This window comes from Vibrio sp. 3-2(1), assembly GCF_963887575.1.
GTDB lineage: Bacteria > Pseudomonadota > Gammaproteobacteria > Enterobacterales > Vibrionaceae > Vibrio > Vibrio anguillarum.
Window position 1 is genome coordinate 535,793 of record NZ_CAWPGB010000022.1, and the last position, 20,776, is coordinate 556,568.

The window sequence follows — 20,776 nt, forward strand, 5'->3', positions numbered from 1 at the left end:
TTTTTGATCAAAGGTTAGGTTTGTATGCAACTTCAACTCAGTGCCACTAACGCACTAAACAAATGGCTTAAAGCCGATCTCCCTCGTTTGCCAGTGGAAGAAGGTAAACAAGCCGGAGTAAACAAACTGAGTTCAGATGCCAGCACCCTAAGCTGGCAGGTGCACATTATCGAAAACCGCTATCAATCCATTGAGAAAACCCTCATCGTCTGTGAAGCCAATAGCCGCTTCACTTATTTTATTCCCCTTGAACGTCTGTGTTATACCACTGAAGAGTTAGCTGAACGGCTAAAAATCGAGTGGCAATTTGCCTTTGTTGAAGCATTGGAAAACGGCGGTTTAGTCCATCGTTACGATATTGCCACACTGCTATCTAGTCTCAATGCCATTGAGTTCACGCACCGCTGGATAAAAAACACCGATCTCAGTATTAACGGCCATATAGCCGACGCAGCACAATGGGTCACGCAAACCTTAGAGGATAGAAATCTCGAGCGCTTAAGCCAGCCGCTAGCATTTGAGATTTCTAACTATATCAACTCTCAAACCAAAAGCATTAAGGTGAACAACAAGAAGCAGCGCTTCATCCCAATCGAGCGATTGCTTGACTATGTCCAACAAATCACTAAAGAAAACTCACCTTCTGATGACATGAGCAATGTAGTTCCGTTTAGGCACTAGTTAATTTTCTTGATTTATCTGAAGGTAATAAAATTTACCACGGGTAAATATGGTTACGGGTTGTGTCGTCACGCTCTAACTTAATTTTAATAAAAACAAAAGGTTATAAATTGGCATGCTAGTTGATTAGTAACTCATAACTTTCATAGAAAAAGGAAAAAGTTATGGGTTACGAAATAGATTTTTTAGGTGTTGGTGAAGAGTCTAAGAGTGGCGATGCGATAGCACTTCGCTACGGGAATCTACACGGTCCACGTGACGAGCAAACTGTTGTTGTGATTGACGGTGGCTTTCAAAGCACAGGTTCAAAGATTATTGATCACATCACCACTTGTTTTGGCACTTCTAAAGTGGACTTGGTCATTAATACTCACGCTGATCAAGACCACATTAACGGTTTGGAAGCCGTCCTCAATGAACTCGAAGTAAAAGAACTTTGGATTCATCAGCCTTGGCTACATAACCAAGGACTTGCTGATAACTTCAAAGATGGACGCGTAACGGACAACAGCTTAGGGGAACGTCTTAAACAAAACCTCGAAAAAGCGTGGTCACTGGTTAAATTAGCTGAATCGAAAGGGGTCACTATACGTGAACCTTTTACTGGTTTAATGGACACAGGCGGTGGTATTAAGGTTCTCGGTCCTTCTGTCGAATACTACGAATCCCTCATTCCTGATTTCGATGGCATGCCGGAAAAAGCCATTGCAACAAATGCTTTAGAAAGTTTTTTTGAAAAAGCGGCTGCATCTATTCGTCGTTTTTTTGCTACTTGGGGCGAAGACCAGATTGATGATGAAGGGGTAACATCGGCGAAGAACAACTCAAGCGTTATCACTCAATTGGTCGTCGATGGCCGACGCTCCCTATTTACTGGTGATGCGGGCATTCAGGCTTTGGAACACGCAGTAGATCAGGTGGAACAATGTACAAGTGGCGCAGAGCTGCGTCTTATGCAAATCCCACATCATGGAAGTAAGCGCAATATTGGGACGACCGTTCTAAATCGTTTAGTTGGGGAGCCCATCAGCCAAGGCTCATCTCGGAACATTACGGCGATTGCCTCTACGGCTAAAAATGGCGAGCCTAAGCACCCACGAAAAGCGGTGATGAATGCTTTCACTCACCGAGGTGTCAAAGCACTAGCGACCAGAGGTTCCGGTATTTGTCACCATTACAATGCGCCTGGCCGTGGTGGGTGGAACAGTATGAATCCTGAGCCATATCACTTCGATTATGAAGAAGAGGTGGCATAATGATGGGTATATCGATGAAAGCCAATAACATTGTCCCGCTCTCGGTGTTGATGGTTCTTCAGTTCACAGTGATATCACTTGTTAATCAAAGTGCTTTTAATATCAGTTATGTCGATATACTAAAAGACACGGGGTGCGCGATGTTAGCGATAGGTGCGGTTTCGGGGTGGCTTAGCCACCTCATGCCCCCTGAACTCAAGAGCGTCTTGGTATTTTGGCGATGGCACAATGTGTTACCTGGGCATCGCTTTATACAGTTATCGGAGAAAGATCGACGTATTGATACTGCGCTCCTAAAGGCCCGCGTGTCTGAGTTTGAATTGTTGAAGCAAAATAATAGTGAGCAGAACAGTTATTGGTACAAAGAGTTTTATCGCTCATCCAATAAGCAGGACGAAGTGGCTTCAACTCACCGAGCTTATTTGCTGTATCGCGATGCCGCGGCTGTATCTTTTGTCAGTGCCTTTGCATTGCTGGCCGCGAAGCAATTCTTGGGTGAGTATCTTTCAGAAGTAAGTTATCAATCTTTGTGGGTGTTTGTGGTAGCGATCGCAGGCTTTTCCATCGCAGCAAGAAATGCAGGGAACAGACTCGTAACAACGGCAATTGCTGTGAGTTTATGACGTGTTTCACTTGGCAACAAAATTAGAAAAGGAATTTATTGTGACAACAACAGTATGTGCAACAACGATGAATAGAAAAGGCAAGTTCCAAGCACTAATGGCTCAGATGAGCGATGGCTTATTGGAAAGGGAGCAGCAAGTCCGACTAATGATGTTAGCAGCACTTTCTGGTGAACATGTATTACTTGTAGGACCACCAGGAACCGCTAAAAGTGAATTGGCAAAGCGATTGAAAAATGTCTTTGTTGAGGCTAATTACTTTGAACGATTAGTGACGCGTTTTTCTGTTCCAGAAGAGCTGTTTGGACCGCTTTCGATAAAAGCGTTGGAAGAGGATCGTTATAACAGGCTTACTAGTGGATATTTGCCTGAAGCTTCGGTTGCCTTTATCGATGAGATTTTTAAAGCAAATAGCGCCATTCTAAACAGCCTACTAACCCTATTGAATGAACGCCAGTTCGATAATGGCAATAGAAGGGTCAATGTTCCTTTGGTCTCTGTTGTAGCAGCAAGTAACGAGCTACCGGAAGGGGAAGAGCTCAGCGCTTTATACGATAGATTTATTTTGCGTTCTTATGTGTCGCCTGTATCCACAGAGTCGTTTGATGCATTACTTTGTGGAGCATTAGAGGGGTTCGACCCAGAACTCAATGTACGTTTGAAGGTTGAAGATCTAAATGAGGTACAGCGCCTAGCTGAGAAAGTTGAGTTGACTGTAGCAACGAGAGAAGCATGTAAAGAATTTCGTAATTACTTAGTGTCACAAGAGATTTACGTATCTGATCGCCGTTGGCGTAAGTTGGCGAAATTAATGAAAGTGTCAGCTTTCACTTCAGGCTTTAATGAAACCAGTATTTACGACACATGGATTCTTCCACATTGTTTATGGGAACAACCAGAGCAATTTGAAGGCCTGCAAGAGCTTTATAAACGATTGGTGACTGTTGATGGGAAAACACCACCATCACGCCTATTACAAGTTATGAGTGTATGGGAGAATAGGTTAGCAGAAGAAAACAGCCCGCATAAAAAAGATGCTCAAGGAAAACTACTCTACATCGATTGTGATGGTAATGAAACGACTAAAAAGTCTAGTGAACGTCAAGCCACGGATAAAAATGGTAGATTGCTCTATAAAGACTATCAGGGAAGTAAAACTACGCACAGCGATTATGGTCGTAACGAACCTTGGATGGAAAAAGTGGAGAACAATCCATTGATTGGTAGTGCTCGATTTTCACATGCTCATATCGAGAGCCGGGTAACAAGCGTTCAAGAAATAGTGAATAACATTGAGCAGTACATTGCTACTGTGAAGCAAGAATTGCAGACTGTTGCAGAATACTTCAATAGTCACCTTTGGTTAGATTGCAGTTTGTTACCAGAAATTGTCGGCTCACTCAATGAGTCACTCAAACAGGCTGAAAAGCTGTTAAACAGAGCTAATAAACTTGTTGATGGGTTTGGTCGTTTGCCTTTGGAGGAAGACCCAAGTATTGAAATTGCAGAGCTAGTTTCTTCTGATGATCCTGTGGAAGGAGAGCTGTGTGATTAGAGAATCGTACCAGATTGGCTCTCCGCTATTTAACATGGATAGTCAATTTACATGCCTCGATAATGTGCCGGAAAAATTTCTTCCGGCGGTTATTACGAGCTCTGTCGGCGAATTAGCGGAGCGGTGTGAGTCTTTAGTTAATTCTAGAAATCAACTTCTAACGGGAGAGAATCCGACGAGTTTGTTTCCCTTAGCGTCTCAACCATTGACGAATGCGATTTGCAAAGCGGTAGAAGAAACAGGATTGACTCGATACTGCTTGCAGAGTGAAGAGGTCACAGATGCACTGCTTTCTGACATTCTAACTACGATAGATAAGCTTCAATCTAAAGCATCGCCGTTAGTTACGGACCTGCTTAAGCAGTTGGAAGAAGAAGCATTAAATCAAATCAAGCAAGCTTTAGAGAAGAAAAAGCCTAAACAGGCCAAATCTCTGTTTCTGACTAACGCACAGCGAGCAAGAATTGCCGCGACTGCCTCAGAGCAAATATGGCAGGAATTGCTTTCTAATGAGACTGGCATCGAGATTTTGCCTAATGTATGGCAAGAGAGGCTAGCGGTATGGTCGCAACTAGAAGAGGTATTTACTGAACTTGGGCTGATCACAGGTTTAGGCTTTGACTTATCAAAAGGCGTTTTCCAAAGCCATGGTTGGCTCGATATTGTTCGGTTAAACAAGCTTGTTAAAAAGCTTCCCAAGTTACAAAGCTTGATTCGAGACTTAGGGCGTGATGAGCAAGCAAATGGCTCAGTTCTTGAAGAAATAGTGATCAAAATGAGTGCCGCTTCCAGGCATGAGAAGTATGTGACGACGTCTCTTGTTCCTATGGAAACTAAAGGCATTACTCGCTCTGATTCGATTTCTAGAATGTTGCCCCAAGAAGCCTCACTGTTAACTAACCCTGTACTAAAAAAACTGTGGCACGCCAAGCGAGCAGAGCATGCTTTACTTTCTTATTCAGTGGAAGGGACCGAGGTCCTGGAAACAGAAGAGAAGCTAGAGCAAGAGTTTGTTAGTGAAAAGCAGGGTAATAAAAGCAATAACATTCGAGGACCGATGGTGATTTGTCTGGATACTTCAGGCTCCATGAAGGGGTTACCAGAAAATATTGCCAAAGCGATCGTTTTGGAATGCTTGAAAGTGGCCTACAAAGAAAAGCGGCGTTGCTACGTTTATCTCTTTGGGAGTAAGGATGAGGTTAGTGAACTTGACCTTACGTTAGATACTTCAGGGTTTAATGACCTACTAAACTTTCTGACGATGTCTTTTGGAGGTGGTACAGATGTAGAAGGGCCACTCAACAAAGCTCTAGAAAAATGTGATTCAGAGGAGTGGTACAAAGCAGATATTTTGTTAGTGAGTGATGGTGAATTTCCAGTATCGTCAGGGCTGAGTAGGAAAATTAGTAATCGAAGAGAGAAGCAGGGGCTACAACTCCACGGTATTCAAATAGGTAGCTCTTACTACACATCAATGAGCAAAATTTGTGATCCGATGCATTACATCTTGGAGTGGATTGATTTAAAACGTTAGTCGTTTGTTGGTGATGCCAATCTGCTTTTAACGCAATTAGCAGCCAAAAGTAACTAGCTTATTGAAGTAACTCAATTTTCTCGAAGCTAATTATCATGATTTAACCCTAGATATGATAAATTCCATTGTATGCATATATCATGATAACTAGGACAAAGGATGTCAGAAGCGAAAGCCAATTTTGAGTACGCGATCTCAGACGCAGAGCAATTATTAGAGTGCTACGATCAATTAAACGGATGTAATTCCAACTCCCAACCTCCAGAGGTACTCAAGAGAGCTACTTTGATAATGACCCTTACTGCTTGGGAAACCTATGTAGAAGACATAGCAAAAGAGCTTGTTGATGCAAAGTATGGAGTCGTTAAGGGGTCTCAACTTGGGCGAATAGTAGAAAATCGGCTTGAGGAGCACCTCAAGTACTTCAACAATCCTGGATCTCAGAAAACAAAAGCTTTGTTCGAAGAATTCTTTGGCATTGATGTTACTGAAGCTTGGGTGTGGGGTAACGTCCACACCGCGGATGATGCTCGTACGCAATTAAACAGATGGCTAAAAAAGCGAGGTGAGGCTGTTCATCGTGCCCAAACTGACAAAAATGAAGCTCATATCGTCAAGCGTGAAGAGTTGAATAAGTGCATCAGGTTCTTTAGAGAGCTAGTGCCCGTAACTGATGCAACACTATCAGATTTATAAAAATAAAAAGACTCAAGACAAAAACTTTAACTGTCAAAAATTCTGATTTTAAAGAATCACGTACACAAAGTATGCAGTGCATGGCTGGGATATGATTTTTGGTATGCTGCGTATTATTAGGTATTTATGATGGATGTAATCAAAAGAACTCCTCTAGGAAATATTAAATCTTGGTTGAAAACATTCGAAGGTAAACGAACTAACATCCATGGTTTACCTTTATGGGCATTAAAAGTAACGGATACTGAGCTACTAGAACTGAGAGTTCTTTTTCAGCATCTTTTTCGAGGAAAAGACCCTAAGACAATTCTCAATTATTACAGTTGTCGTGGTAGTGATAAAGCCAATGAATTTGATCGACTATTTACTCTGTATATCTCAACGTGGTTGCAGCGCAACTATCAAGGTGAACGATTGCGTTGGCCTCCAGTGTTAGAAAATATTGACATCAAACATAGTACTACGCTTATGCCTTCTATCTATCAATCGATAGATAATGGTTTGGCTGGTTGGGGAGTTGATGTTTATAGCACTGAAAATAGAGATCAGTACTTTGCGACGCTATATTGCCAGGGAGGTTTCCCTAGGGCTGGACTTGTTGGGTTGAACAATGGACCTGTTCCCAATTATTTAAATGCTGTTATTCAGCAATACTCCCAATTTCATCATACAGCAACAGCAGAAGACATCGCCTTAAAAGCGATGGATGATCTACCGGTTACTTTGCGTCAAAAGCCGTTTGCACAGCTTGCTGCTGAGCTGATTAATTGTCTGCTCAAATTACGAGATAAGTATCATTTATACTCAGAATCTGATCCTGTTTTAGCGCTTGATATTAAATGTCCTAATTGGCGTAATCAGCTGCCATTCTTATTGTGTGATAAAGAAGCGTATGAGTTAATGCAAAAGCTTCTTCGTCGAACAGCAGCCTTGATCAAGCGAGAGCAAAACCCGGTCAGAATTTCTCGATATATTGAAAAAGGAGTCAATAGTTGGCAACTTGTTGCCGAAACTCATATTAACCATACGATACATCCCGAAGATTTAATGAGATGTATTGGGTGCCCAAACTTACCCATATTTTTTGATTTATATACACAGACAGAGTCCGGTGAACGTTCTCGATCTGCATCCTTTAATTTAAAAGGTGTTGGAGCGAAGCGATGGCAAGTGGTCCCAAATGAAACTCGTTTCTTTAATGGTGATGCGGCGTCTGAAATCAGCTTTGAACTTTGGAGTGATGGTAACAAGATCTGTGAGAATACCTATTATAGGGGAGAAGAGCTCAACCCAGATTTACCATGGGTCTTCTCGCAGTCGGGGGAGCGTTATCATTTTCTTGGTCAAGGTAATACGAAAGTTGCTCATGAGAACGTTTTGGTGGTGTTTGCAGGACAGCTAGAACCTGCAAACGTCTTGTCGACAGTTGAAGCTGTTGGGAAACTCGGGGCGTTAGGACAAACGGTATACCGATTAGCGGGGCAAGCTTATGCCCAAGTTCTTTCTGGTAAGTTCACGATCACAACGCTAGCTGAAGAAGCAGGTGATCTACACTGTTGGTTCGATGGTGATCGTTGTATTGAAGCGATTTCGTCAAAGCATGTGTACAAAGGTGTTCCTAATATCTACTACCGTGAAGGTTTAGGTGAGAAGGTGTGTGTGTCTCGTTCTGAGTTATATTGGCAGGCGGTAAACTCAGAACGAGTCGAGGCTTTGACGGGCAGTTCGTTAGAACATGGTCTTGGCACCATCAGTTGGCAAAAAGATGGCGAGTTGAAGTGGCAGTCTAAATGTGCTTTGTTACCGGAAGGTTCGGGTTTTGATGTCATTAGCTATGAACAGGGTGAACTAGAGCTTAAAGTCCTTGGATTTGGTAACGATATTGACGTTGGTTTGATTGAAGAACAATCGAATTGGCTAAGGGCGGTTGATAAGTATGAGGAGCTTTATTTAGGTGAAATACAGCTACCTCGTAAAATGTCAGATGTTATAAACCCCGTAATCTGTTGGCACAGTTTGATAAATAATAAAATTACGTTTGAGTTACCTACAGAGCAGAGTGGTGTCTGTTTATTAACACCTGAAGGACGTCCATTTGTACATACTAAGACAGTTTTGACGTTAGATGATTTATATAGCCATAAATTAAAAATTCAGCTGCCTCCTGATTCTAGAAAGAGGTTTGTAAACGTGTCAGCAGTCCTTATAAAAAATAGAAATCATGAGGCTTTTGTTTCACAAACTATTGAGCTAGAGGGTGGTGGAAGCCAAATTGTGAGCAGCAGTGTGTTAGCTAAGCTTGCGCAATTACTGTTTAACCAATCGAGCGACTTACGGGATGTGGTTACTTTTAGGTTCTTTGGTGATGAAGAGTTAGAGTCTGTGGTACCTAAAGTCGAATGCTACAAGCATCATGTTAAGAACTTTATAGTGGATGATGAACTTGTTGGTGTGAAGCTTGTTAATTCTCGTAGTCATAAGAATCGCGAAGGCATAAAGATGTATGCTGCCCCAATGTGGGATTTAAATCGAGAGCATATTGAGTTAGAAAGGTACGCCAACCCATATAATGATTTAATTTTTTCACTTCCGTCCACTTCTGAATATGGACCTTGGTTTCTTTATTCCTCTTTAGAGAACAGAATTCAGCCTAGAGCTGTAATTATTTCAAGGCCGAAAATAGAAATATCAAGCTATGCGGAAGTCTTAAATCATGAAATGGTGTTGCCATCATTTTCATGTGATGGTCAGGAGTTGTCCAATGCAATAAGAGATTTGAAGTTTAATAGTTCTAGTTATGGTTACGACTTTTCTGATATTGACAGAATCTTAGAGGTTTTGGCGAACGACATATATCATGATGATTGGCAGGTGGTACAAGGTTTTGTGGAAGCCCTTGATTATGCAGAGCCAAACACATTTCATGTTATAAATCGCTTATTGTATTCTCCAAAGGCTTTAGCTTTACTACTTTTAAAACAAAGTGACCCTAGACACTTTGAAAATGTGTGGCAAATGGCGAGCAAAATGCCTTTTGAATGGCTCAGCTTATCGGTCTCAACGTGGAAGCATGCTATTGAACATAATCTTTTGAGTGCTTTAGATAGTTTGAAACCTCTGAGCAGTGTGTTTAGTGATAAGCAATATAAGGAAGCCAAGAAAGGATTGTTTTTTTCCAAGCTTGAACCATTAATGAGCAAAGGGGAATACTTTAAAACTGTAGCTGAATTTTGCCTATATGAACTGTTTGATATTGAACCTGAATGGCTTCTCTCTTCAATATGGGAAGGAGAAGGAACAGTTGTTGATAATTTCTATGGAGAAAAAAGTAAATTATTTTTGCGACATCAGGGAAAGCTATTACGCAATGTTCAAAATAAGACTAATGATTTTCGTTTGCGTGAGCTACTGAACACTACGTTTAGCCGTGAGCTTTTGCCAGGGACGTTAAAAGGTTTTGTTCAACCACCTTCCCTTGAATCAGAAAAGGCAGATCACCGAGCGGTTGTATTAGATCTACCAATCAAAGTTGCTTTCAATAATATGAATGCTTTTAAATCGGATAATGTTCAAGCTTTTAAGGTACTCGATGACAGTGAGCAACTACTGCTCAACTTTGCATTGTCACGCTTGCAACAATTTGATCGGCAATGGTTGCAAGCCTCTATGGCATGTGCTGTAAAAGCAACCACATTATATAAGTTAGAGTCTATGGATGAATAAAATGAGACAACCTAAGAGTATTAATTTTTCTGCCCTATACGAAGATTTAACTTCGGTTACTTCTCAAGCAGTCATCAATAGACTTCGTCTAAACAACCCGTCTTTGCGCGCTTTTTTGCGTGAAGAGTTTAAACCCCAATTTGGCAGAGGAAATGATTTTTTTGCTCAACCTGTATTTGAAGCCACTTTTGGTTGGCGGCCTGCGGATAAAAAATACAATTTAAGTGGTCTTCAGCAGCAAGGAATGATCGCGCCTAGCTTGGTGAATAATCTTGTGTCTCCTCCGATGCCATTCCCAGAAAGTGACGATGAGAGAGAAGAATATGTGCGCAGAGGTATTACTGAGGACCGTTGCTTTGAAGATATTCAAGAAGACTATACTTGGCCGATAGACCGCCCTCCGTATGCTCACCAGTATGAAGCATGGAGCCATCTAACGTCTGATACAACAAAATCAGTTGTTGTAACTTCGGGAACGGGCTCAGGTAAAACCGAGTGCTTCTTAGTTCCTCTTTTAAATGACTTGGCCAAGCAAGCAAGCAAATCCACTGATGATCTAGTCGGTACACAGGCTATATTCTTGTATCCGTTAAATGCTTTGATTAACTCTCAACGAGAGCGTTTGAGCGCTTGGACTCGCGGATTTGCCGGAAAAGTGAAATTTAGTCTGTATAACGGAGAGACTCCTGAGTCTGAATCAGATAACAATAAAAAATCTAAAGGTCAAAACAAGGCACCAGAACAACTTTTTTATCGTAAAGATATCTGGAAAACACCTCCGCCTATATTGGTAACCAATGCCACAATGCTGGAATATATGCTTGTTCGTCAGAAAGACCGCCCCTTAATCGAGAAATCAAAAGGTAAACTGAAATGGATTGTTCTGGATGAGGCACATACCTATGTTGGCTCTCAAGCGGCGGAAATTTCATTGCTGTTAAGACGAGTTATGCATGCCTTTGGTGTTGAACCGGAAAAGGTTCGTTTTGTGGCTACGTCTGCAACGATTGGTGATAAAGCAGACCAAGATAAGACCAATGAAAAATTACAAGAATTTTTAGCAAAGCTTGCTGGTGTGAGAACAGAACAAGTTGCGGTTGTGAATGGTCATCGTCTCATCCCGCCAATTAAAAAACCTTTCTCTCAGACCTCATTCCAAATGGATAAAGCGAGGACACTTTCATCGGGGGATTTATACGATTACCTCTCACAATATCCGACATTACTTAAATTACGAACTATCTTGACGGAAATGCCGTTGTCTCTTGGCGAAATTGTTAAGGTTGTGTGGCCAGAAAAGGATGTTATCGAGATTCATGATCAGAAAAAGGCTCTAGAACTCATAGATCTTGCTACTACTGCTTACCCTAACGGTGATGAAAAACGTGAGCAAGCCTTTTTGCCGGTTCGAGCTCACATATTCCATCGAGCTCAAAGAGGGTTATGGGCTTGTGCTGATCCTGAGTGTTGCAACAAAAAGGGAACAGCTTTGGAAACTGGGTGGGAGTTTGGCAAGGTATACACTCAAGAAAAGCGACATTGCGATGGTGACTGCGGTGCCCCAGTGTTTGAACTTACTCATTGTATTGACTGCGGTACGCCAAGTCTTACAGCAGTAAAAACAACTGCGGAAGCTGGTATTAAGTACCTTGAAGGTAGGGAAGTTGATCTACTTGATGATTACGCTGATGAAGTTGAAGACTCAGGCGAGCAAGATGAAGAAGAGCTCTTGGAAACTGAGTTTGAAGCTAATGTTCAATTATTCGGCAAATCTTTAGCGAAAGGTAATCACTTTGATAAGCTGGGCTGCACCACAGCATACATCGAACGCTCTTCGAACCGCATCCATGACTCATGGCAAGAAAACACGTTAGCTTTTTTTTACAACCAGAGTGACCGTTTAGATGGAGTTCGATGCGCTTGCTGTAATAAAGTTGAAAAGACACCTAATACAACATTTAAGCGTGCAATTCTTGGATCTCCTTTCTTAATGGGGTCTTTAGTGCCAGCAATGCTTCGCCACATTCCAAGCGACAATCCTTATGATATGAAGGGTAAACGATTGATAACGTTTACAGACAGTCGACAAGGTACGGCACGTTTTTCAGCAAAAATGCAGCTTGATTCCGAACGCAATTGGGCTAGAGGATGGATATATCGTCAGGTATTGACAAAAAAACAGAGCAATCCGATTTTAACAGTCGAAGAGGAACTTGCAGTGCAGACGTTAAAAAATGCAGGTTTGTCTAGTGAAATGATTGCAAGAACAGTCCCTAGTTATGGCGCGATGTTAACTCCTTCACTTTTAGATTGGTCTGAGGCCAAAGAATTGTTAGCGAAAGAGCCAATTATTCAACTCCTTTCTGGTGAGTTTCTCAATGAGCTTGATGATGAAGCAAAAGAGAAAGTGCAAGAGAAACTGCCAGGCGAATATAGTCTAAGATCGGAAAAGTTAGGTGAAGCAAAAGAATTAGCACATCTCTTCTTACTGAGAGAGTTCTCTCGTCGAGCTAAGACAGCAAACAACCTTGAATCAATGGGGTTAGTCAAACTCTGTTACCCTGATATTGAAAACCTGATCAGCGACGACCTATGCCCCGAATGGCAGCAGCTTGGTTTCGGTCTTCAAGATTGGAAAGATTATCTTAAAATTTGTCTCGATTTCTATGTCCGAGAAAATACCTTCGTTGATATGCAGCCTTACCAGTGTGATTGGATGGGGGCGAAAATCATGCCGCGCCTATTGAAGCCTTCGGACTTTGAACCTATTGAGGAATTCGAGAAGAAGGTTTATAGAAAATGGCCCAAAGTGAACAATGGTAGCCAACATCGATTGGTTCGATTAATTGAGATAGCTAAGGAGATTGATGCTAAAGAGCAAGAGGGGTTGCTGAATCCAATTCTCGAGTTTGCTTGGAAAACACTGACCCAAAAACTTAATTTATTGGTTTCTCATACTCGTATTGAAAGAAAAACAGGTAACGAAGTAACAGGTTATCATCTTGCCTTTAATGAAAAGATTAAGTTTGAACATATTACCAAAGCTTGGGTATGTCCTGTAACTCAACGATGGCTAGATACGACTTTTCGGGGACTGTCTCCTTATACCAAAACAGGCTCTGTACGAAGAGATGTTGAATGTCTAAATGGACCTTTCGATATATCGATACCTGATATTCAGTTTTACGATGATGAAACGAAGCAAGCATTGAATCATTGGTTGGAAAATGACAAAGAGATCGTACGATATAAAAATGATGGTACTTGGTCTGATGTTCATGATGGTGTAATCAAAGGGATACCCCTGATTAGAGCTTGTGAACACTCAGCACAGCAAAGTTCATCGAGCTTACAAGCATTTGAAAAGGCATTTAAAAAAGATCATCTAAACGTTTTAAGTTGCTCTACTACGATGGAGATGGGGGTTGATATTGGCTCGCTAAGCATGGTTGCCATGAACAATGTACCTCCGGGGCCCGCTAACTACTTGCAAAGGGCTGGGCGAGCAGGTCGCCGTAAAGAATCAACTGCGTTAGCACTTACATTCTGTAAAGCGACTCCTCATGGTGAAAGAGTGTTTGCAGAGCCTAAATGGCCGTTTATCACACCCATCAGTGTGCCCAAAGTGGCTTTAGATAGCCCCACTATTGTGCAGAGACACGTAAATGCATTCCTATTAGCCAGTTATCTGTCTGATATCCTTAAAAAGACCAATGATCTGGTGAAGATGCAGGCTGCCAAATTCTTCAAGGAAGAGGCTGCACAGTCCAAAGCTCAAGGCTTTATTGATTGGTGTTTAACCGATGTGAACGATGATGAATTTGTTATTAAAGGCTTAAACGCTCTTAAATTTGATAGTGCTTTTTCTGGTTATTCATCTAAAGCATTAATTGAAAGAACTGTCGCGGCAATGGAGTCTTCGATGACGAGTTGGTTATCGCAGCACGAAGCGCTGTCAAATCAGATAAGTTGTGCGCAAGGAGGAGTTGATGATTTCGGTGCTAAACGAAAATTAGAGCGTCAGTTAAAGCGTTTTGAAAAGAACTATTTGTTATCAGAGCTTTCGGCAACTAATTTTTTGCCTGGATATGGCTTTCCTACGGGAGTTGTAACACTAGTGACAAATAACAGAAATGAAAGACGAGAAGATGCTTATATTAAACATTCTTACCCAAGTCGAAGCCTTGATGTAGCTTTGCGAGAATACGCACCTGGTGCTGACATTGTGGTTAATGGTGCAGTATATCAATCACAAGGCTTGCAACTAAACTGGAAGATGCCATTTGGCGAGAACGAAATCAAAGAAGATCAGCTCTTAAAATATCAATGGGAATGTAAGAATTGCTCTAACATTGGTGTGGAGTCATATACGGTTGATAGAAAAAAACACCGATGCAACGCTTGTGGTCACTCTCACCTAGTTTGGAATGAGTTTATTGTCCCTTCGGGTTTTATCGTCGATTATAACAAGCCTCTTAATAACAATTACGCTCAGCCGCATTATGCACCTTACAAAGAAGGAAAGATTTCTATTAATGATACAGATTGGCAGATGTTGTCTGATACTAGTTTAGGTCGTTTTAGAATCTCCGAGTCTGGAAGCATCTTTCATTACAATGATGGTAATGGAGGGGGGTATGCTCTGTGTTGGTGCTGTGGGAAAGCGGAGGCTCTGGCTATTGAGAAAAGAGGTAATAAAATTACTCAGCAAGGCACTCCGCAGATTGCTAAAAGTCATCGACGTTTGCAAGGTACAAAGGTTAGCGATTCGCTGAAATGTGAGAGTTCTAGTAGACCATGGAGCATCAAACAAAGCAAAGTTTCAGGAATTGATAATCAAGTTGTTGTGCCATTTATACTTGGTTACCCACAAACGACAGGTATGTTTGAGCTTCAGCTTAAGCATCCTAGATCAGGCGTTTGGATTAACGATGAGAAGTGGATGTATACCTTAGGTGCCGCTTTGCGTCAGTTATTGTGCCTCGAAAAAGGGATCACTACGCAGGAGATTGGGTTATCGATTCGCTCAAGAAAAACAGAAGATGGCGATTCTGTAACGAGTTTATTTATGTATGATTTGGCAACTCAAGGAGCTGGCTTTTCTACGTCTATCCCTGAGTTATTTAATACGTTGATGGGACGTGTTATCGGCTATTTAGAGTCATGTACTCAAAAGTGTGAGTCGGCCTGCCACGCTTGTTTGTTGGACTACGATACACAACATCAAGTAAAAGTGTTAAATCGAAATTACTTGATTGAAGAACTGGTCAGTTCGCAATTTATTGAGAAGCTTTCTCTTCCAAAAGAGATGCAATTCTTCGGTCATCGATCTCAGGCAGAACTGTTGAATGCACAGCAAGTGATTCATCGTAACATCAATGTAGTATCTGGTATCGATTTCTATATATCCGATACTAACTGGAGTTGGTCGGATTGGCCTGTTCGTTTGCTTATGCTAAGTATGCTGAACAAGCAGCAACGAGTTCGTATTATGCTGACAGAAAATGTCGCTCAATCGATCGACTCGGATTTGGCATGGGAAATTCAAAAGCGGACGACCTCAGACGTAGAATGGTATATTGCAGAATTTGAAAAAAGTTTGGAGAATTCAGCGTTCCCATTGATGAGTCTCTATAAGAACAACCGGACTATTTGGTACGCAACCAACGATAATTCTCAATTATCAGCTAACGCTGGTTGGGGGAACTCCAAACATAGCTGCCTAGTTAAAAGCTCATACTTTGAGTCAAAGATCATGTTGAGAAGTTTTGATCTACAGTCACTATCAAGAGCTTCAGAGCTTAATAATAGCGGTGTCACTATCATCGAGAACATTGATGAGCAATTGGATGTCAATGTTCAGTCTTTTGGCAAAGAGTTTGTTGAATTCTTATTTACTAATGTAGAAGGCTTAAAAGAGCAGCTTCATGATAATGTCGAAAAAATTGAATATTTCGATAAATACATTGTGAGCCCAATCAGTGCTCACCTTATCGTCAACGTGTTGGCCAGTTTAAAACGTGCGATTGGCAGTTTTACCGCTGAAGTCATGACGGCAGAGCCAAAACAGGATCATAGAGGGCGTAGTCCATATTGCGTGGCAGATAACTTTTACGATGATGGTTCGTTACCTGAGTTTATTAACACTCTAGGACGACAATTTAACTTGGCGGTGTATAGTGAGGTTTGTGAACCACGTAATATGCCGCATGGTCGATCTATGGTTATACATCTTTCTGACAATTCAATCGTAAAACTAATCTTCGATCAAGGTATGGGCTACTGGACAAATCGAAGAGTTTATTCACGTGAACGTTTCGATTTTGATGATGTGAATTATGAAGCGACTGAGGCAAGTAAATGGAACTTTAGTGTAAAATCCGCTGATCATGATAGCTATATCGTGGTTCAGAGATAGGGAGTATTGTGAATGACGTATTTAGCGATTGATTCATAGTTCATAGGTTGTTAGTGACCTTTCGCAGAAGTGGAGCGTGAAAGTAACTTTCTTACTGATGAAGTTTGGCTGAAGTGGATGATTCACAAAAATATTAACATATGGTTGTTTTAATCGATATCAATATATGGTTGTATTTTGGTTAACTATATGAAATATAGGAAAATACGAATATCATCTTATGGTTGTATCAACAGTATCGACATGTTTCAACATCAATAATTAATCTGAGCCGCTTTTGAGGCTCTTTTTTATACAAATGAGTTTGTTTCAATCAATAAGATTACCTATATATTCTATTTGATTCGGTTGGTTTTGATTTATACAACCAAACGTAATCTATACCACTTGACGATAAGGCGCGCTTAAATTGGTTGGTTACTGATGTACGGCCACCTAGTGCGATGCTGATACGATATTGAGCAATTGAGGATTAATGAATGTGGCCACTAATATACTAATACCGATTGCTGAGTGGTGGGCTAGTTACGACTAAACGCGACGATTTTATACCTAATTGCGTTAGCGATGGCATGCATATTCAGCAAAAATAGCCTCCATTTATGGAGCTTTATTATGTTGCTCTCGCATCACATGAGCCGGATGACGGCGCTGAAAAGCTTGTTGTTCAGTGAGCGAAATCGCGTCACCTTATCGATAACCAGTGCTATTCTATGCAGTGTCTTTGAGCTTATCTCTTGGATTTTTCTCTATTTAGCCGTCACTGCGATTTACCATAACGAATCGGCGACAGCTTATTTTCTAATGATGTGTTTGACGGTAATGGGTCGCTACGCCTTTTATGCATTAGCAGTATGGCAAGCACATTTAGCGGCCTATCACATTATTCAGAAAGTAAGGCAACACTTAGTGCGTGCGTTAGCCAAGATGAGAATGGATAAACTGCGCAGCTTGAGTCGGGGCGATATTGAAAAGCGCATCACCGATGAATGCCAGAGTCTTGAGCCGCTGATTGCTCACCATGGTACGGATATCATCAACGGACTTCTGATGCCCTTGTTTATGGTGGGATTGCTATTCTATATTGATTGGCGACTCGCCCTGATTGCTTTAATGCCACTGCCGTTGGCAATGACTGCACAAATTTGGATGATGCGTGGATTTGCTGAAAGACAGCAGAAATATAATCAAATCGTCGCTCATCTGCATCAAGCACAAATGGAATTTCTGCGCACCATAGGTGTAATGAAACTGTTTGCAGTTGATGCGGATTCCTACCTTGAACTCAGCCGAACCTTACAATCTCATCATAAGATTGTGACGGGATACACTCAAACGATGGTTAGCGCTTGGGTGACATTCGTCACGCTGGCACAAATTTCGCTGATCTTGGTGTTGCCTGTTGCGATTATGCTCGCCAATACGGGCCAATTAACCCTCATTGATCTGGTGATGGTGGCATGCGTGAGTGTGGGATTGCTTAAACCGTGGTTAGACTTAACGCAAGTATTTGCGCAAATTCAGCAATCGTTCATCGCCATAGACAGAATCCTTCCCTTATGCGGTGAGCCTGAGTCTCATCCTTTCCATTACCCCTCGTCTTTGATGCTTCTTGAGTGCAGTGACCTTGTTGTGGCTCGCGACCCAAAGGTTGCCGTATTGCAACAGGCGAATTTGAAAGCGTATCCCGGACAACGCATAACGATTGAGGGAGCGTCTGGGGTTGGGAAAAGCACACTACTTGCGTCGTTACTCGGTGAGTTGGAGCCTACTTCGGGTGCTTGGTACATCAATGGTCAGCCAATAACTGATATTGACGATGAGAGCCGTAGTCATTATCTCGCCTCGGTTGATCAGCGAGTGGTCTTTTTTTCTGGATCCTTACGCGATAATTTAATCTTAACGAAACGTCACGTTGAAGAGCATGAAATCTGGCAATTACTGACTTGGTTTGGGCTTAAACCGTTAGTGCAAAGCCTACCTCAGCAGCTCGATTGCCCAATTGGAGAAGCGTGCCGATTGTTCAGTGGTGGTGAAATGCAGCGTTTGGCGATTATCCGCGCCGCTGTCACTAAAGCACCGATCCTAATTTTGGATGAGGCAACGGCCCATTTGGATGCGCTTTCAGAGCAGAGCGTTTTTGAGGCGTTACGCCATTATGCACCAGCTCAGATTCAACTGATCATTAGCCACCGTGCTAGTCAGATTCAGCAGGTTGATCGCCGCTTGGTACTGTTGAACGGTCAACTAGAGGAGAAAGCTGATGAGTAGTCTGAGGCGCTTAATTGAACATAGTGGTGCAAAGACACAGCACTTTTGGTTTGGTTTACTGGGCAAAGTCGCTACTGAGCTGATTGGGCTACTGGTCTGGATTATGTTATTTACCTTTCTGCTCTCTTCCGAGTCATTACCGTTCACTGTCATGTTATTGATAGCGCTGTCGTTGATCTTAGCGCAGTGGATAGTAGGCCAGAGTACCAAGCTCAGTTTTCTTGGTGCCTATCAAATCACCCATCAATTACGTCATCAGTTATTGACCGATATCCGTCTTCAACCCTTGGCGGCTTTGCGTGGTAAACGCTTAGGTGAAAAAGTAAAGTTACTCACTTCTGATCTCAAACAGTTTGAAGATATTTTCAGTCACCTGCTGACCGAGTTTGTCGCAACTTGGGTAACACCGATCGTCATGACGATTGTACTTGCACTGATTCAGCCTTGGTTAGCCGTGACTCTAGTGCTGATTTTTGGGTTAGCGTTTAGCGTATTAGTGCTCGTAGAACGGAGATTTAGCCATCAGGCAGACCACACACATCATACCAATGTGCAAAGTAGTAACTTGTTGCTCGAATACCTAGACTGTTTGCCGATGCTGCGCAGCTTTGGACAGAGTGGGCGATTGGCGGACCCACTCTGCCAGCAGATTGAAAAGCAAAAAGATCAGGGACTAGGATTAGAGTGGCTTGGTGGAAGTGGTGTATTGTTAGCAACGCTGATCTTAGAGCTTGGCCTCGTGATCAATTTAGTTTTGGCTGCGTGGTTGGTGGATCTCGATTGGTTGAATCGCTCACAATTTTTGGTTGCTGTGGTTGTCACCGTGGTCTCTATTCGTCCACTAGCGCGGATGACGGTGTATGCAGCCTTACTCCGCTATATGTTAAAAGCAGCATCACGTTTACATCAGCTTTCCCAGTTGCCGCAACAAACCTCACAGGGCGTAGAACCTAGCACTTTTGATTTATCACTCAAGGATATTCATCTTTGCTTAGACGGCCAGCCAGTACTCAATGGGGTTAACCTTGAGGTGGCGGAGGGTGAGCATATTGTGCTGGTGGGCAAAAGTGGTTCAGGTAAAAGTAGTTTACTCGATGTGTTGGCTGTGTTTCATATCCCCACACAAGGTTGCTTAACTATGGGAGGAAAAACCTTGGATGAAATAGGTACTGAGCACTGGTATCGACATATCGCCTATGTCACGCAAGAGGTTCAGCTCCTTGGCGGTAGCCTACGTGATAACTTGCTATTGGCCAAACCCGAAGCGAGTGAGCAAGTGTTGTGCGAGGCAGTAGAGGCGGCGGGTTTGAGTGAGTTAGTGGCTAAGTTGCCGCACGGACTAGATTCGCGGATTGGCGAAAATGGTAACCAAATCTCTGGCGGGGAGCGGCAGCGTTTGTCGATTGCGCGAGCGCTATTGCATGATGCGCCTATCTTACTGCTTGATGAATTTACCTCCGCACTGGATAGCCAAACTCAGGCCCAAGTGTTGCAAGCGCTTGAGATTCTTTGCCAAGGGAAAACGGTGATTTCCGTAGCGCATCGCCTGGAGACTATTCAGCAAGCTGATACTGTTTATTTGATGGAGGCAGGGCAATTGCGCAAGGTTGAGCAGTATCAACAGGAGGTTACAACAGCCAACTCACAACTCTATAAACCACAACTCTGTAAAAAGAGCGAAATGGCTTAATGGAAAATGGTTCTTAAATCGAGCCAAGATATGTGCTCGGTTTATCCTTAACGATGTGAAGCTACCGCCATCTTGGCTGAGTTTTTTCGCCCCAATCACATGGTCTATTGCTGTGATTGGGGACTCACTCATTTACCGCTAGCCTGCGATTTCAAGTTGTTTGGCTATATCAACAATTAGCTGCTTTACTGTCTTCTCCATCGACGACTACCATGTCATCCTCGCCTATTTAACAAGAGCAGAAGGATGAAAGGCTGTTTCTGCGTGTTGGCGAATGAATGCATCCCCATGAGTCTCGACCGACTCGATGATTGGGGTGAACGAACGTA

At 42.3% G+C, this 20,776-nt stretch carries 10 protein-coding genes; all 10 read left to right on the plus strand.

The genetic code is table 11. The features are described 5' to 3' along the window. The first annotated feature begins 24 nt into the window (after positions 1 to 24). The 10 genes from AACQ79_RS10530 (at position 25) to AACQ79_RS10575 (ending at position 20,447) form a co-directional block, all read left to right on the plus strand. Positions 25 to 681 carry an amino acid adenylation gene (locus AACQ79_RS10530; RefSeq protein WP_170899060.1) on the plus strand — a complete coding sequence of 219 codons (657 nt, stop codon included), beginning with the start codon at positions 25 to 27 and terminating at the stop codon, positions 679 to 681. A 164-nt stretch (positions 682 to 845) separates the two neighbouring features. Beyond that, complete coding sequence (locus tag AACQ79_RS10535; protein WP_170899061.1) at positions 846 to 1,937, plus strand: ComEC/Rec2 family competence protein; 1,092 nt, start codon at positions 846 to 848, stop codon at positions 1,935 to 1,937. After that, on the plus strand, positions 1,937 to 2,560 hold the full coding sequence (locus AACQ79_RS10540) for a hypothetical protein (RefSeq protein WP_170899062.1): 624 nt from the start codon (positions 1,937 to 1,939) through the stop codon (positions 2,558 to 2,560). Before AACQ79_RS10535 ends, AACQ79_RS10540 begins: the two co-directional genes overlap by 1 nt. A gap of 10 nt (positions 2,561 to 2,570) precedes the next feature. Then, positions 2,571 to 4,115: an AAA family ATPase gene (locus AACQ79_RS10545; RefSeq protein ID WP_212756372.1), complete on the plus strand. Its 1,545-nt coding sequence runs from the start codon at positions 2,571 to 2,573 to the stop codon at positions 4,113 to 4,115. After that, on the plus strand, positions 4,108 to 5,649 hold the full coding sequence (locus AACQ79_RS10550) for a VWA domain-containing protein (RefSeq protein ID WP_208613957.1): 1,542 nt from the start codon (positions 4,108 to 4,110) through the stop codon (positions 5,647 to 5,649). Before AACQ79_RS10545 ends, AACQ79_RS10550 begins: the two co-directional genes overlap by 8 nt. A 159-nt stretch (positions 5,650 to 5,808) precedes the next feature. Beyond that, entirely contained in the window at positions 5,809 to 6,345 is a 537-nt protein-coding gene (locus AACQ79_RS10555) for a HEPN domain-containing protein (protein WP_170899063.1), read from the plus strand. A gap of 126 nt (positions 6,346 to 6,471) precedes the next feature. Then, the gene (locus AACQ79_RS10560; protein ID WP_170899064.1) at positions 6,472 to 10,068 is read left to right on the plus strand and encodes an STY4851/ECs_5259 family protein; all 3,597 of its coding nucleotides are present in this window, start codon (positions 6,472 to 6,474) and stop codon (positions 10,066 to 10,068) included. Between the two features lies 1 nt (position 10,069). After that, positions 10,070 to 16,486, plus strand: a complete 6,417-nt coding sequence (locus AACQ79_RS10565) for a DEAD/DEAH box helicase (protein WP_170899065.1) — start codon at positions 10,070 to 10,072, stop codon at positions 16,484 to 16,486. A 615-nt stretch (positions 16,487 to 17,101) separates the two neighbouring features. Next, positions 17,102 to 18,757: an ABC transporter ATP-binding protein gene (locus tag AACQ79_RS10570; RefSeq protein WP_170899066.1), complete on the plus strand. Its 1,656-nt coding sequence runs from the start codon at positions 17,102 to 17,104 to the stop codon at positions 18,755 to 18,757. Further along, positions 18,750 to 20,447: an ABC transporter ATP-binding protein gene (locus AACQ79_RS10575; RefSeq protein ID WP_170899067.1), complete on the plus strand. Its 1,698-nt coding sequence runs from the start codon at positions 18,750 to 18,752 to the stop codon at positions 20,445 to 20,447. Before AACQ79_RS10570 ends, AACQ79_RS10575 begins: the two co-directional genes overlap by 8 nt. Positions 20,448 to 20,776 lie beyond the last annotated feature (329 nt).

What these genes read in the sequence shown, in the direction of transcription:
- AACQ79_RS10530 (WP_170899060.1), top strand. Translation starts at nt 25, where the DNA reads ATGCAACTTCAACTCAGTGCCACTAACGCACTAAACAAATGGCTTAAA.
- AACQ79_RS10535 (WP_170899061.1), top strand. Translation starts at nt 846, where the DNA reads ATGGGTTACGAAATAGATTTTTTAGGTGTTGGTGAAGAGTCTAAGAGT.
- AACQ79_RS10540 (WP_170899062.1), top strand. Translation starts at nt 1,937, where the DNA reads ATGATGGGTATATCGATGAAAGCCAATAACATTGTCCCGCTCTCGGTG.
- AACQ79_RS10555 (WP_170899063.1), top strand. Translation starts at nt 5,809, where the DNA reads ATGTCAGAAGCGAAAGCCAATTTTGAGTACGCGATCTCAGACGCAGAG.
- AACQ79_RS10560 (WP_170899064.1), top strand. Translation starts at nt 6,472, where the DNA reads ATGATGGATGTAATCAAAAGAACTCCTCTAGGAAATATTAAATCTTGG.
- AACQ79_RS10565 (WP_170899065.1), top strand. Translation starts at nt 10,070, where the DNA reads ATGAGACAACCTAAGAGTATTAATTTTTCTGCCCTATACGAAGATTTA.
- AACQ79_RS10570 (WP_170899066.1), top strand. Translation starts at nt 17,102, where the DNA reads ATGTTGCTCTCGCATCACATGAGCCGGATGACGGCGCTGAAAAGCTTG.
- AACQ79_RS10575 (WP_170899067.1), top strand. Translation starts at nt 18,750, where the DNA reads ATGAGTAGTCTGAGGCGCTTAATTGAACATAGTGGTGCAAAGACACAG.